The organism is Kribbella italica, from assembly GCF_014205135.1.
Taxonomy (GTDB): domain Bacteria; phylum Actinomycetota; class Actinomycetes; order Propionibacteriales; family Kribbellaceae; genus Kribbella; species Kribbella italica.
This window is the reverse complement of record NZ_JACHMY010000001.1, coordinates 3,717,917-3,731,535: the sequence shown is the minus strand read 5'-3', so window position 1 is coordinate 3,731,535 and position 13,619 is coordinate 3,717,917. Positions and strand designations below refer to the sequence as shown.

Genomic DNA, 13,619 nt, shown 5'->3' with positions numbered 1-13,619 from the left:
TCTGAGCGGCAGGCCCTAGCTGCGGGCCGTCCGGTCGAGGAAGAACGCGCGGACGTCCTCGGCGAGCAGGTCGGGGACCTCCATCGCGGCGAAGTGGCCGCCGCGAGGGAGCTCCGACCAGTGGACGATCTGGTAGCGCCGCTCGGCCAGGGGGCGTATCGACTGCGTGATGTCGTGCGGGAGGACCGCGACGCCGACCGGTACGAGGCACGGCTCGATGCGGCGTGGGGCGTCGTGGTGGAGACGGGCCGAGGACGCCGCCGTGGCGGTCAGCCAGTACAGGGAGATGTCGGTCAGCATCCGGTCGTCGTCGATCGGTGTGGCCGGATCCGTCCACTGGGCGAAGCGCTCGGCGATCCAGGCCAGCTGGCCAACCGGTGAATCGGTGAGTGCGTAGCCGATGGTCTGCGGGGCGGAGGCCAGAAGAGCCTGGTACGGAGGGCGATTGGCCATCAGGTGCTTGATCTTGGCGAGCCGGGCCTCGTCGGTCGCAGACAGCTCGGGAGTTACGTCGGGGTCCGGGCGAGTGGGGAGGTAGTTGACGTGTACGCCGACGACGCGGTCAGGGGCTACCGCGCCCAGGGCAAGGGAGATGCCTGCGCCGAAGTCGCCGCCGTGGGCGCCGTACTGGTGGTAGCCGAGGCGGTTCATCAGTTCGTCCCAGGCGGTGGCGATGCGGACCGTGTCCCAGCCGCGTTCGTGGGTCGGGCCGGAGAAGCCGTAGCCGGGAATGGAGGGGATGACCAGGTGGAAGTCCTGCGACAGCGGCTCGATCATGTCGAGGAACTCGAGGAACGAGCCGGGCCAGCCGTGGGTCAGGATCAGCGGGAGAGCATCCGGCTTGGGGGAGCGGAGGTGCAGGAAGTGGACGGTCTGGTGGTCGATCTCGGTGGTGAAGTGGGGGAGTTCGTTGAGCTCGGCCTCGTGTTTGCGCCAGTCGTACGTCGTGCGCCAGTGGTCGGCGAGTTCTTTGAGGCGGGCCAGGGGGAATCCGTAGTCCCAGCCGGCGTCGACGACCTCGTTCGGCCAACGCGTGCGGGCGAGGCGGTCGCTCAGGTCGTCAAGGTCGGCCTGAGGGATGGCGATGTAAAAGGGCTTGATCATGGGTCACCGGCTCTTGTTGATCGTTGGTTTGACTAACGTTAGAGTGACTAACGTTTAGAGTCCGAACGATAGCATGATCGTTAGGGAGACTAACGATTCGCTAGAGTGGAGAGATGGAGAACTCGTCCGAGAAGACGTCCCCCGCGTGGATGAAGCTGCCCAGCTGGCTGTTGTCGCAGACCGCGGCCCATTCGCAGCGGTTGCTGGCGGAGGGCTTCGCGTCGGTCGGCGCGCGCGGGTATCACTACCGGCTGATGGCGACGCTGGAGGAGTTCGGGCCGGCGAGCCAGGCCGAACTGGGACGACGGAGCGGGATCCATCTCAGCGACATGGTGGCAACGCTCAACGAGCTGGCCGAGGACTCTTTCGTCGAGCGATCCCCGGATCCGGGCGACCGGCGGCGCAACGTGATCTCTCTGACCACAGCGGGCGAGCGGCGATTGCGGGTCCTCGAGAAGCAATTGGCCAAGTGCCAGGATGAGCTACTGGCACCACTGTCCCCAGCAGACCGACGAAAGCTGAACGGGCTACTGACCAGGTTGGTCGCCCACCACGACCAGGGCGCAGGTACGCCCGAGGCACCTTGGCGCTGAGTGCTGACTGCCGTGTGCCGAGCGCCGAGTCGTCGCGAGGAACCACGACCGCGTCCATCGGGCGCCCAGTGCACCGGAGCTGGCCCGACCTCCGGATCACGTTCACCGAGTCGAGCGCCGAGCGCCAAGGACTCAGCGCCGAGTGCACCGGAGCCGACCCGACCTCCGGTTCATCTTCACCGGGTGGTGCACCGACGGCTGAGCGCCGAGCACACCGGAGCCGACCGACCTCCGGATCACGTTCACTGGGGCAAGCACCGAGCGCCGAGGACTCAGCACCGAGTGCACCGGAGCTGGCCCGACCTCCGGATCCCGTTCGCCGAGTCCAGCACCGAGCACCGAGCGCCGAGGGTCGAGCGTCGAGGACCCAACGCCGAGTGCTGGGCGCCGGGTGCTGGGCTGCTAGCCGCTGCTGACTTGGCCGATGCGCTGGCGCAGTGCACCTTGAGCGCAGAGTCGATCATCCGGAGGGAGAGCGATGAGTCAGACGCATCAGGTGGAGATCTTCGGTGAGGTTGTGACCAAGACGTACGTGGACTGGAGCCGGGACGAGCATCTGCGGGAGTGGGCTGCGCTGCAGGTGATCTCTGCTGCGAGGCCTGACCTGGTACCGGTGCCGATCGGCCTCGAGGAGCCGGAGCCGGAGCGGGAGCCGGAGCTGGAGGGGAAGCGCAGGCCCGGGCTGGAGGGGGAACTGGGGGCGGGGTCGGAGCGGGAGCTGGGCCGGGGACTGGGGTCAGGCCCAGAGCCGGGAGTCGCGTCGGGGCTGGGCCCGAGGCCGGAGCCGGGGCCGGAGTGGGAGCGGGCGGGTTCGGAGTCGGGACTGGAGTCGCAGCGGGAGCCGGGGGCGGCGGGGTTGGAGCGGGGGCGGGAGTTGAGGCAGCGGCCGGAGTCCGGGGTGGAGTTGGGGGCGAGGGCGTTGGGGAAGGTGAGGGCAGGGGCGGGGCGGCCGGTGGTGGTGATGAGTCGGCTTGCCGGCGTACCGATGGGTGGGTGTTTGTCGGCGGCGCAGCTGGATGGGCTTCGGGTGGCGCTTGATGCGTTGTGGTCGGTTCCTTCGGAGGGCGTCGAGTCGATTGATTGTGGGCGGTTTGTTGCTCGGGTCAGGCGGTCGGTCGTGTCCTGGGATGGGGGAGGGGTCATTGCCGAGGCGCATGAGGTGGCGCGGGAGTGGCTGGCGGGGGCGGACGCTGACGAACTGGTGGAGCCGCGGGTGCCTGTGATCGGGCACGGAGATCCGAATCTGGCGAACTATCTCTGGGACGGTGAGCGCGTACGGATCATCGACTTCGAGGACTCCGGGCGGAGCGACCTTGCTGTCGAGTTGGCCAACCTTGTTGAGCACCTCGCCTCTCGCGGCACCGACTGGCGGCCCTTTCTCAGCCGGTATGACGTGGATGCTGAGCGCCTCCGGGCCGCGCGGCGGTTGTTTGCGGCGTTCTGGCTCACGCTCATCCGCCCGGGCGGTCCATCGGCGCATCGCAACCCGCCGGGAACCGCCGAAGCACAGGCCGAACGGCTCCTCGGTCTGCTCCGGTAGGCGGCGCGGCGTACCACCGCGACCACGCGAGCCGGACGGCTCCTCAGTCTGTTCGGTAGGCGGCGCGGCGTACCACTGCCACCACGCGAGCCGAGCGGCTCCTCAGTCTGCTCCGGTAGGCGGCGCGGCGGTGTACCACTGCCACCACGCGAGCCCTCGTCTCCGCGCGCCACGGCTCAGCCCGGCCAGGGCGATCAGCGTCACCGCGAGCCCGCCGGTCATCATCCACTTCCCGCGACGCGCCGTGTGCTGGTCCGCGACCCACTCGCCGGCGTCGACCAAGGCCAGCGCCACCGACGGGTCCGACGGCCGGTAGACGATCGTCAAGGGCGCCGCGTATCGGGTCCCAGGTCGCGGCGTCTGCTGTCCGTCCGCCATGCCCTCGTCGCCGTTCACGTGGGCGTCGGCCAGTGCGGTCCTGATCTCCCGGCCGTCAGTAGTCCGAAAGACGACCTCCGGATTGCTGATGCCGCCGCGCCTCACGTCCACTTGCACCGACGATGCGACGGTCTCCGTCCCGTTGGTCAGCAGGTCCCGGCTGAACCCCTGCCGATGCGAAATCTCCGCCAGCCCCAACCCACCGACCACCGCCACCACCAGCGCGGGCACACCGAGCCATGTCGGCCCCCGGCCGGGCCAGTCCACGTCCTTTCCCACCTCAGCCTCCTTGGCCAGTCGACGCGATGAGCTTGGCCAACCGCGGGATACGCCGGCGTGGACGACCCGACGAGGCTGGTACCGCGGCCGAACGAGCCGGCCAGCGGCACCAGCAGCGCCGTACTCCGAGCCAGTCCACGTTCTCTCCCACTTCAGCCCTCTCGACCAGTCGACGCGATGAGCTTGGCCAACCCGTTGGACGGACTACCGATGAGGCGGACGTCGCCGCTTCGGTGCCGGCTTCGTGCAGGATCTGAGCAGCGCCGTCGAACAAGCCGTCCACCTCGACCACCCCCAGGCGAGCGAAGCCTGCGCGCTCCACGCCCGCCGGATCGGATCCCAGCGAACCCAGACCCGCCAACCGCACCATCGCCTCGGGGTGCGTTCGGCGTCGGTGCTTGCAAACCGTAGCGGCGCTGGTTGTGAGCGGCCAAGGCTGGTCGCGGAAAAATGTCCGAGGCGTGCGCCAGACTGCCGGTATGGCTGAGTTCTTGCGAAGTGAACAGTTTCGGGGTGGGCGGATTCATCTGTCGGACCTTGCCGGGCTCGAGATTCGTGACTGTGAGGTCGACGGGCTGAAGATCGTCGACTGCTACGGGAGTGACGTCTACGTCGGTGGGGCTTTCGAGCGGCTCGTGGTGAACGACGTCGACGTGACGGCGTACGTCGAGGGCGAGCTCGATCGGCAGCATCCGGCGCGGGTGGCGGCGCGGGAAGCGCGCAGCGTCGAGGACTACCGGGCGGTCTGGGACGTCGTCGAGGGGTTGTGGGCCGCGACGATCGAGCGCGCAAGGAAGTTGCCTGAAGCAACGCTTCAGGAGCGGGTCGACGGGGAGTGGTCGTTCGTCGAGACCCATCGGCACTTGCTGTTCGCGAGTGATGCCTGGCTCGGCAACGCGGTGCTCGAGGAAGCCGCCCCGTACAACTCACTGGGGTACCCGGCCGGTGGGACGCCGGACGAGGAGGCGGCCAACCTCGGGCTCAGCCTGGACGCCACGCCGACGCTCGACGAGGTGCTCGACGCCCGGCGCGCGCGGATGGCCGTGATGCGGCAGACCGTCGACGCACTGACCGACGCCGAGCTCGATCGGGTTTGCGGACGCAAGCCGGCCGACCCGTATCCGGACCAGGAGTACGTCGTACGGCGGTGCCTGAAGGTGATCCTGAAGGAGGAGGCCGAGCACCACCGGTACGCCGTACGGGATCTTGCGGTGCTGGAGGCTGTCAGATCCGGGCCGGTGCGTTCGTAGAGGGGGTGAACGCACCGTAGACAAGGAGCCTTTCATGACCGCGATCTACACCTTCGACGTCTTCTCCACTCTCGACGGGTTCGCCTCGTACGACGACGGCGACTGGGGTGGCTACTGGGGCAAGCAGGGGCCCGAGTTCCTCGAGCGCCGCCTCGCGCTGTACGGCGAGGAGCAGCGGATGGTGCTCGGCGCCAACACCTACCGGCAGATGGCGGAGATCCTCGGCTCGATCGAGCTCGACCCGGTGAATGCCCGGATGTACAACCTGCCGACGACGGTCGTGTCGGCGACGCTCGAGGGGCCGCTCAACTGGCCGGACGCGACGCTCGAGTATGGCGATGCCGTCGACGTCGTGGGCCGGTTGAAGGAGGAGTCGCCGGTTCCGTTGCGGTCGAACGGGAGCTTGCTGCTCAACCGATCGCTGTTGGACGCCGGGCTGGTCGATCGGGTGCTGCTGACCATCTTCCCGGTGATCACCGGTCAGACCGGGGCGGAGCCGATCTTCCTGGGGACCAAGGATTTCGACCTGGAGCTGCTCGAGAGCCGGACACTTGACGGCAGCATTCAGGAGCTCATCTATCGGCCGACGCTCCATGGTTGAGGGTCGGCTGGTAAGCGTCGTACCGCCGGAGCCAGTCGGCGTGGACCTCTGGTGGATGGGCGTTCTGGACGCAGAACTCGTTGCCCTCCGGATCGGCCATCACGACCCACGGGCGGTCGTCGCCCTGGCCGATGTCGACGCGGGTGGCGCCCAGTGCTTCCAGCCGGGCGACCTCCGCTGCCTGGTCCTCCGGGCGGAGGTCGAGATGTAGGCGGTTCTTGCCTGAGCGTGGTTCGGGCACTTTGATGAACAGCAGGTCGGCCACGACACAGTCCTCGCGGCTTCCCTCGGGCGGCTCGACGACCCACTCGGGATCGACGTCCCGGCTGATCACCCAGTCCAGCGCCTCCGCCCAGAACCTGGCGAGCCGCCCGGGGTCGGTGGAGTCGACGATCAGTGCACCGATACGCAGGCCCATGCGGCCACCGTACGGAGGGTGAGCGCGGGGCGTCGATAGGATTTCGGCGCAGGTGGTTGATGGCGTCGGCAGGGGGCGGCGCGAGTGCGCTGTGCTCGTCGCGTTGGCGTGCAGGCGGTCCGCTATCCCATCGGGCGTTCCGACCGGTACGCCGGGGCGGTCGCGCTCGGTCGCATCGGATTCGCCGTCGTGTTGGTCGCGATCCTGTGGGGGCGTTCGGGAGTCGGGGCATCTGGGCGTTCCGACCGGTGGGTCGGTTGGCTGCCGTCGGTCGCTTCGGACTTGCGGTCGTGGTGGCGTGACACCCCCACTGATCAACCTCCGGTGAGAGTCGGTCTTCTGCCTGGGCTGAGCGTGGGAACCTGTGCAACGCGGCGCTTGATCAGTGGTGGACGTCGGTGTGTTGCGATCCTGTGGCGCGTTCTGACCGGTTGGCTGCGGTCGGTCGATTCGGACTCGTCGTCGTGGCGGTCGCGACGGCCCGGACCTGCGGTAACCACAAGCCAAGGCCACTACCTCGCCGCCCACGCCTGATCACGCGGCTCGCGATGGCGGCGGTGGACTTGGCCGTCTAGGGGGTGGTTCGGTGGTTGGGCCGGCTTGATTGCCTTGAGTGGGTAGCCGGCCTTGATGGCGACTCGGCAGGAGGCGGGGTTGTCGAGCTGGTGCAGGAGATCGACGGCTTGTACGCCGTATGAGAGGGCCCAGGTCGTGAGGGCGTCCAGGGGCGCTGGGAGGGATGCCTCGGACGCGGGGCGGGGCCGTTGTCCAGTAGCCGGGCTCGGGGGAGTCGAGGTTCTTGAGGACGGCGTCGCTCAGGAGTGTGGCTGAGTCCAGGACGGCGAAGGACATGCATTCACCGGTGGATCAGGTTGTTCCTGAGTGGCGATCCACTCATGGGGTGCTAGGCCTCGATGAGTGTGGTGGTGGTTGGGCGTCAGGTTGTGCACTCGGCGACTCGGGCTCGGAAGGCTTGGACTGCTTCGGGGGAGCCGGCTGTTTGGACCGCGTCGGTGTCGGCGCGGCCCCAGAGCCACAGGAGGATGGTGGTGGGGTCGCCGTAGATCTCGGCGGCGACGTCGGCGTCGGTGTCGCGGGTGACGGTGGCGCTGGTGGCGTCGGCCTTGGTGGTCCACGAGTTGCCTTCGGCGGTGACGCGGACGGTGGCGTCGACGGGCGACGTGGTGTCGCCTTCGGCCCACCACGGGCCGCCGAGCATCAGCGAGAGGACCTCGTCGATGCCGTCCAGCGCCAGGTCGCGGTCGATCGGGGTCGCGACGGCGTGGGCGAGCTCGGCGTCGACGCGGTGGACGGCGGTTTCGAGGGTCATCCGGCGGTACCAGAAGCCCGACGTCTTGTCCGTCGGCGAGAAGGTCCAGGTCTCCAGCGAGGTGCCGGCCTGCTCCAGGGCACTCAGGATCGCCGAGCGGGCTTCGTCGTACAGGCTCAGTGGTTCGCGGGCGTCGAGGTCCGGCGGCCACGGGTCGGGCAGGCGGCCGAGGCGGAGGATCTCGATCTTGTGCAGGTAGACGGTCGCCGTGTGCCGGACGACCGACTCGACGGTCCAGCCAGGGCAGGGCGGGACGTCGGCGGTCAGGCCGAGGCGCGCGACCTCCGCGAGGCGCGCCGAATCCGCCCGCAGGCAGTCGAGATAGAAAGCAGCAGACAACGACATCCGCAGATCATGGCAGGTCCCACGGACAGTTTCCGACGCAGCATCCGCACCGTCAGGCGTCCGCACCGTCAGGGCCTCCGCAACATCAGGCGTTCCGCTCCCGCACGGCCGACGCCCACCCGGCCGTCTCCGCGTTGCTGAGCTCGACGACCCTCTCGGCCAGCAACTGAGCAGCATTCTCGGCCTCGGCGTACCGCCCCGCGCGCCCGGCGTACAACCAGGCCTCGTTGCGCAGCTCTTCCGCCGTACGCCGGTACGTCGGGTACGTGTCGCGCAGCCCGAACAGCGTCCGCGCCCCCTCGGCGAGCGCGATGAGCCCGCCCAGCGACGGCGCGAACCACAGCGGGGCGTCGAGAGCGACCGACACGGCGATCAGCAGCGCCGCCGCGAGCTGGACGACGCCGAGCCAGAGGTAGGCCAGCCGATGCCGCCGGGCCTGCTGGGCGTACCAGCGAAAGCGGATACCGATCAGCTCTTCCGCGGGCGACTCGGCGCCCAGGGCGGGGAAGTCGGGGTCCATGGTCAGCACAGTACGGTCAGGGCATGTCTGGTGGTGCCCCGCCTACTGCGCGGCACCCGGCACGGCACCTCGGCACACGGGAGCCAAGCTCACGATGCTTCGCATCGCTCGTCTCCCGCACGCCGAGCTACCGCACCGGGCACCTGCTCGCTACGGCGGAGCACCACCAGACATGCCCTAGTGTTTCGTGCATGGCGAGGAAGAAACCGTTGCCGTTCGACCCGATCGACGAGGCTTCGCGACAGTGGGGGCGGCGCTGGGGAGCGGTGGAGCAGATGCGGGCGGTGACCTCGCTGATGCGGGCCCAGCAGATCGTGATCGGTGAGCTGGACGAGATCCTGCGCAAGCACAACCTGAGTTTCGCCCGGTTCGAGGCGCTGGTGCTGCTGACGTTCTCGCGGCGTGGTTCGCTGCCGCTGGGCAAGATGGGCGAGCGCCTGCAGGTCCATCCGACCTCGGTGACCTCGATCGTCCGGCGGCTGGAAGCGGCCGGTCTGGTGACCCGCACGCCGCACCCGGACGACGGCCGCGCGGTGCTCTGCGAGATCACCGCCGAGGGGCGCGAGCTGGTCGAGAAAGCGACGGACGACCTGGTCAAAGCCGACTTCGCGCTGCGTGGACTGACCGACGAGCAGCTCAAGGTCCTGTGGTCCGTGCTCGAGCCGTTGCGGCACAACGCCGGCGACTTCTGAGGCCCCGAACACCGCTGACACCTCCCCGCACTGGGAAATAGTTGGACGTCCTAGTATTTTGGGACCATGGACGCTGAGCAGATCGGTGCCGGCCGGAGCCGGTGGCAGGCGCGGTACGACGCTTCCCGGCGGCGGGAGGCGGACTTCACGACCCTGTCCGGCAGTGAGGTCGAGCCGGTCTACGGCCCGCCGGAGGGGTACGACGACCCGCGGATGGAGCGGATCGGCTGGCCGGGCGAGTTCCCGTTCACCCGCGGCCTCTACGCGACCGGGTACCGCGGCCGGACCTGGACGATCCGGCAGTTCGCCGGGTTCGGCAACGCCGAGGACACCAACGCGCGGTACAAGATGATCCTGAACGGCGGTGGCGGCGGCCTGAGCGTCGCGTTCGACATGCCGACGCTGATGGGCCGCGACTCCGACGACCCCAAGTCGCTCGGCGAGGTCGGCCACTGCGGCGTCGCGATCGACTCCGCGACCGACATGGACCGGTTGTTCAAGGACATCCCGCTGCAGGACGTCACCACCTCGATGACGATCTCCGGGCCGGCCGTCCCGGCGTTCGTGATGTACCTGGTCGCCGCCGAGCGCCAGGGCGCCGACATCACCAAGCTCAACGGTACGCTGCAGACCGACATCTTCAAGGAGTACATCGCCCAGAAGGAGTGGCTGTTCCCGCCGGAGCCGCACCTGCGTCTGATCGGTGACCTGATGGAGTACTGCGCCGCCAACATCCCGGCGTACAAGCCGCTCAGCGTCTCCGGCTACCACATCCGCGAGGCCGGTTCGACGGCCGCGCAGGAGCTGGCGTACACGCTGGCCGACGGGTTCGCGTACGTCGAGCTGGGGCTGTCCAGAGGCTTGGACGTCGACGTGTTCGCGCCCGGGCTGTCGTTCTTCTTCGACAGCCACCTGGACTTCTTCGAGGAGATCGCCAAGTTCCGCGCGAGCCGCCGGATCTGGGCCCGCTGGCTGCGCGACGAGTACGGCGCGAAGACCGACAAGGCGCAGTGGCTGCGGTTCCACACCCAGACCGCGGGGGTCTCGCTGACCGCCCAGCAGCCGACGCTCAACGTCGTCCGGACCGCGGTCGAGGCGCTCGCCGCGGTGCTCGGCGGCACGAACTCGCTGCACACCAACGCGCTCGACGAGACGCTCGCCCTGCCGACCGACCAGTCGGCCGAGATCGCGCTGCGGACCCAGTCGGTGCTGATGGAGGAGATCGGGGTCACCAACGTCGCCGACCCGCTCGGCGGTTCCTGGTACGTCGAGGAGCTGACCGACCAGATCGAGGCCGAGGCCGAGGCGATCTTCGCGCGGATCAAGGAGATGAGCCCGGACGGCTCGATGACGGCCGGGATCCTGCACGGGATCGAGGAGGGCTGGTTCATGGCCGAGATCGCCGACGCCGCCTTCGAGTACCAGCAGAAGCTGGAGAAGGGCGAGAAGAAGATCGTCGGCGTGAACACGCTGACCGACACCGTCTCGGGCGAGCTGGAGATCCTCCGGGTCAGTCACGAGGTCGAGGTCGAGCAGTGCCGGGTGCTCGCGGCGCGCAAGGCGCAACGCGACGAGGACCAGGTGCGTCGTACTCTAACGGCGCTGGTCGCAGCGGCAAGGGGGACCGGCAGCCTGATCGAACCCATGCTGGAGGCGGCGCGTGCGGAGGCCACGATGGGGGAAATCTGTGACGTTCTTCGGATCGAGTGGGGCGAGTACCGAGAGCCCGCCCGCTTCTGAGGACGCCGTCCCGGAGGTCCCGCCGTCCACAGGGCGCCGGCGGGGCCGTGCCTCCACCCAGGCCGACAAGCAGGCCCAGACCCCGGACAGCAGGGGCGTGGTGGTCTGCGGGTCCGACCGCACGATGCTGCGCGTCGTCACCGAGCTGGTCAGCTCCGGCGAGCAGGTCACCGCGATCGTCAACCCGGCGTCGCGGCACATCGAGCGGATCGGTGAGCTCGGCGCGCAGGTGATGGGTGTCCGGGTGGTCCGCGAGTCCGTACTGCGGCGCGCCGGGATCGACTCCGACGGGACCAAGCCGTCGGCCGCGCGGGCCCTGGTGCTGCTCGACGCGGACGACGTCCACAACGTGCACACCGCGCTGACCGCGCGCGACATGGACGAGAACCTGCGGATCGTCGTCCAGATGGTCAACCCGCGGATCGGTGCCCAGCTGCACCAGCTGCTCGGCGACTGCGTGGTGATCTCCGGCCCGTCGCTGGCCGCGCCCGCGTTCGTCGCGGACGCGCTCGAGGACGACGAGCTGACCTGGCTCGAGCTCGGCGGCCGCCGGATGGTGGCCGGTCCGGCGGCGCTGATCCGCGAGAAGGTCACGGTGCTGGCCGACACGACCTCGTCGGCGACACCCGACCTGCTGCCGCAGTCCAGCGACGACCCGGCCGGGGACATCGTGCTCGGCACCGGCGTCCATCACCTGCGGCGCAAGCGCGACGTACGGCGTACGGGCTGGGTGATGGCGACGCGGGACGTGCTGGATCGGCGGGTCCGGGTGATCGCGGCGGTGATGGCTTCGCTGGTGGTGATCGGTACGGCGCTGACGCACTGGATCACCGGCGTCGAGTGGCTGCGGGCGCTGTACCTGGTGATGGGCGCGGTGACGTCGGCCGGGATCGAGGACGACGTGTTCGCCGACGCTCCGCCGTACGCGAAGGTCGCGGCGGTGGTGGTGCAGCTGACCGGGATCGTGCTGGTCGCGCTGCTGACCGCGGTGATCGTCGACTCGCTGATCGGGGCCCGGTTGTCGCGGGTGATCGGCGGGGTCCGGGGGAGACCGAAGAACCACGTGATCGTCTGCGGGCTCGGGACGGTCGGGGCGCGCGTGCTGGAGATCCTGTCCGAGCGCGGCGTCGCGGTGGTCGGCGTCGAGCAGGACGAGGAGGCGCCCGGCGTACAGACCGCTCATCGGCTGCGGATCCCACTGGTGATGGGCGACAGCAGCCAGGAGGAGACGCTGCGGCTGGCCGGGGCGCCGCAGGCCCAGGCCGTGCTGGCGCTGACCGACGGAGACATCACCAACCTGGAGACCGCGATGGTGGTCCGGGACCTGAACGACGACGTCCGGATCACGATGCGGATGTTCGACCACGACCTGGCCCACAAGGTCGAGCGGATGCTCGGGCTCGGGCACAGCCGGTCGGTGTCGATGCTGGTCGCGCCGGCCATCGCGGCCGCGGTCGCGAACCGGCGTACCCAGGCGACCGTCCCGGCCGGACGCCGGGTGCTGCTGCTGACCGAGGTGACCGTCGAGCGGGACTCGGTCGCGGTCGGACGGCGGCTCGGCGAGCTGGACGAGCCGGGCGGTCTGCGGGTGCTGGCCCGGGCCGACGGAGTCGACTGGGACTGGTCGCCGACCTTCGAACGGACCCTGCGCGCAGGCACCCGGCTGGCCGTCGCGGGGACCCGGAGCGGGCTGGCCAGGCTGCTGCTGGTGACCCGCGCGCCACACCGACCGGGCCGGTCGGGGAGGATAGGACCATGAACCGAGACGTAGTGACCGGAGGGCAGCGGTGAGCCAGCCGAACTTCTCCCGACCTGGAGCGATCGACCTGTCGTCCCTGCGGCAGCCGCCCGCGCGTCCCGCGGGCCCCGGCGGCCCTGGCCCTGGTGGCCCTGGCCCGGGCGGCCCCGGTCCTGGTGGCCCGGCCGGACCCGGCGGCGTGACCGGCCCGTACGTGCTGAACGTGTCCGAGCCGACCTTCCAGACGGACGTGATCGAGCGGTCCGTCCAGCACCCCGTGGTGGTCGAGTTCTGGTCGCCGCGGTCCGAGGCGTCGGTGGCGCTGAGCCCGGTGCTGGCCCGGCTGTCGACCGAGTACGACGGCAAGTTCGTGCTCGCCCGCGTCGACGTCGACGCGAACCCGCAGCTGGCCCAGGCGGTCGGCGTCCAGAGCATCCCGCTGGTGATCGCGGTGCTGCGCGGCCAGGTCGTGCCGCTGTTCCAGGGCGCGCTGGGCGAGCCCGAGGCGCGGCAGTACCTGGACCAGCTGTTCACGGTCGCGGTGGCGAACGGCATCACCGGTCGCGCCGAGCCGGTCGGCCCGGCCGCGCCTGGTGACGAGGCCGCGGAGCCCGAGGTGGACCCGCGGTACGAGGCGGCCGAGGACGCTGTCGCCGCCGGTGACCTGGACGGCGCGATCGCGGCGTACGAGGCACTGATCAGGGAGACGCCGGCCGACGCCGAGGCGAAGGCCGGGCTCGCGCGGGTCCAGCTGGTGAAGCGGACGCGCGACGTACCGGCCGAGGTGCGGACGCGGGCGACCGAGCACCCTGAGGACATCGAGGCGCAGTTGCTGGTCGCCGACGTGGATCTGATGGGCGGCCATGTCGAGGACGCGTTCGCCCGGCTGATCCGGACGATTCAGGCCACGGCCGGCGACGAGCGCAACACGGTGCGCCTGCACCTGCTGGAGCTGTTCGAGGTGGTCGGCGGTGACGACGAGCGGGTGATCCGGGCGCGCAAGCAGTTGATGACCGCGCTGTTCTGAGTGCATGGGTGGCACCCCGGTGGGTGCCACCCATTTCCTTGTCTCTGGGTGTGAACTATTGACA

13 protein-coding genes are annotated in these 13,619 nt (G+C 69.6%); 8 read left to right on the top strand and 5 right to left on the bottom strand.

Annotation, left to right across the window (positions count from 1 at the left end; all coding sequences use genetic code 11):
- Positions 1 to 15 precede the first annotated feature (15 nt).
- Positions 16 to 1,104 (bottom strand): epoxide hydrolase family protein, encoded by a 1,089-nt coding sequence (locus HDA39_RS17200; protein ID WP_184796216.1) that lies wholly within the window; start codon positions 1,102 to 1,104, stop codon positions 16 to 18.
- 113 nt (positions 1,105 to 1,217) lie between these two features.
- Here HDA39_RS17200 and HDA39_RS17195 point away from each other — a divergent pair, with 113 nt between their 5' ends.
- Positions 1,218 to 1,697, top strand: coding sequence for a MarR family winged helix-turn-helix transcriptional regulator (locus HDA39_RS17195; RefSeq protein ID WP_184796215.1), 480 nt, complete (start codon positions 1,218 to 1,220; stop codon positions 1,695 to 1,697).
- Positions 1,698 to 2,175: 478 nt separating this feature from the next.
- Positions 2,176 to 3,237 carry a phosphotransferase family protein gene (locus HDA39_RS17190; protein WP_184796214.1) on the top strand — a complete coding sequence of 354 codons (1,062 nt, stop codon included), beginning with the start codon at positions 2,176 to 2,178 and terminating at the stop codon, positions 3,235 to 3,237.
- Between the two features lie 102 nt (positions 3,238 to 3,339).
- Here the strand turns inward: HDA39_RS17190 and HDA39_RS17185 are convergent, their stop codons facing one another.
- Positions 3,340 to 3,894, bottom strand: coding sequence for a DUF3592 domain-containing protein (locus tag HDA39_RS17185; RefSeq protein ID WP_184796213.1), 555 nt, complete (start codon positions 3,892 to 3,894; stop codon positions 3,340 to 3,342).
- A gap of 479 nt (positions 3,895 to 4,373) precedes the next feature.
- Here HDA39_RS17185 and HDA39_RS17180 point away from each other — a divergent pair, with 479 nt between their 5' ends.
- Both HDA39_RS17180 and HDA39_RS17175 read left to right on the top strand, forming a co-directional pair.
- Positions 4,374 to 5,144, top strand: a complete 771-nt coding sequence (locus tag HDA39_RS17180) for a DinB family protein (protein ID WP_184796212.1) — start codon at positions 4,374 to 4,376, stop codon at positions 5,142 to 5,144.
- A 34-nt stretch (positions 5,145 to 5,178) separates the two neighbouring features.
- A complete protein-coding gene (locus HDA39_RS17175) occupies positions 5,179 to 5,745 on the top strand; it encodes a dihydrofolate reductase family protein (protein ID WP_184796211.1) in 567 nt (188 codons plus the stop codon).
- On the opposite strand, the gene HDA39_RS17170 is transcribed toward HDA39_RS17175, so the two are convergent.
- The 3 genes from HDA39_RS17170 to HDA39_RS17160 all read right to left on the bottom strand — a co-directional run bounded on the left by HDA39_RS17170 (position 5,717) and on the right by HDA39_RS17160 (position 8,358).
- Positions 5,717 to 6,163, bottom strand: coding sequence for a VOC family protein (locus tag HDA39_RS17170; protein WP_184796210.1), 447 nt, complete (start codon positions 6,161 to 6,163; stop codon positions 5,717 to 5,719). The genes HDA39_RS17175 and HDA39_RS17170 overlap by 29 nt on opposite strands.
- Positions 6,164 to 7,100: 937 nt before the next feature.
- Positions 7,101 to 7,838 (bottom strand): maleylpyruvate isomerase family mycothiol-dependent enzyme, encoded by a 738-nt coding sequence (locus HDA39_RS17165; RefSeq protein ID WP_184796209.1) that lies wholly within the window; start codon positions 7,836 to 7,838, stop codon positions 7,101 to 7,103.
- Between the two features lie 85 nt (positions 7,839 to 7,923).
- On the bottom strand, positions 7,924 to 8,358 hold the full coding sequence (locus HDA39_RS17160; protein WP_184796208.1) for a DUF4231 domain-containing protein: 435 nt from the start codon (positions 8,356 to 8,358) through the stop codon (positions 7,924 to 7,926).
- Between the two features lie 191 nt (positions 8,359 to 8,549).
- Here HDA39_RS17160 and HDA39_RS17155 point away from each other — a divergent pair, with 191 nt between their 5' ends.
- The 4 genes from HDA39_RS17155 to HDA39_RS17140 all read left to right on the top strand — a co-directional run bounded on the left by HDA39_RS17155 (position 8,550) and on the right by HDA39_RS17140 (position 13,555).
- A complete protein-coding gene (locus HDA39_RS17155; RefSeq protein WP_184796207.1) occupies positions 8,550 to 9,050 on the top strand; it encodes a MarR family winged helix-turn-helix transcriptional regulator in 501 nt (166 codons plus the stop codon).
- A 66-nt stretch (positions 9,051 to 9,116) separates the two neighbouring features.
- Positions 9,117 to 10,790: a coenzyme B12-dependent isobutyryl-CoA mutase large subunit gene (locus HDA39_RS17150; protein ID WP_184796206.1), complete on the top strand. Its 1,674-nt coding sequence runs from the start codon at positions 9,117 to 9,119 to the stop codon at positions 10,788 to 10,790.
- Positions 10,738 to 12,549, top strand: a complete 1,812-nt coding sequence (locus HDA39_RS43740; protein WP_184796205.1) for an NAD-binding protein — start codon at positions 10,738 to 10,740, stop codon at positions 12,547 to 12,549. Before HDA39_RS17150 ends, HDA39_RS43740 begins: the two co-directional genes overlap by 53 nt.
- A 178-nt stretch (positions 12,550 to 12,727) precedes the next feature.
- On the top strand, positions 12,728 to 13,555 hold the full coding sequence (locus tag HDA39_RS17140) for a tetratricopeptide repeat protein (protein WP_337925775.1): 828 nt from the start codon (positions 12,728 to 12,730) through the stop codon (positions 13,553 to 13,555).
- Positions 13,556 to 13,619: the final 64 nt, after the last annotated feature.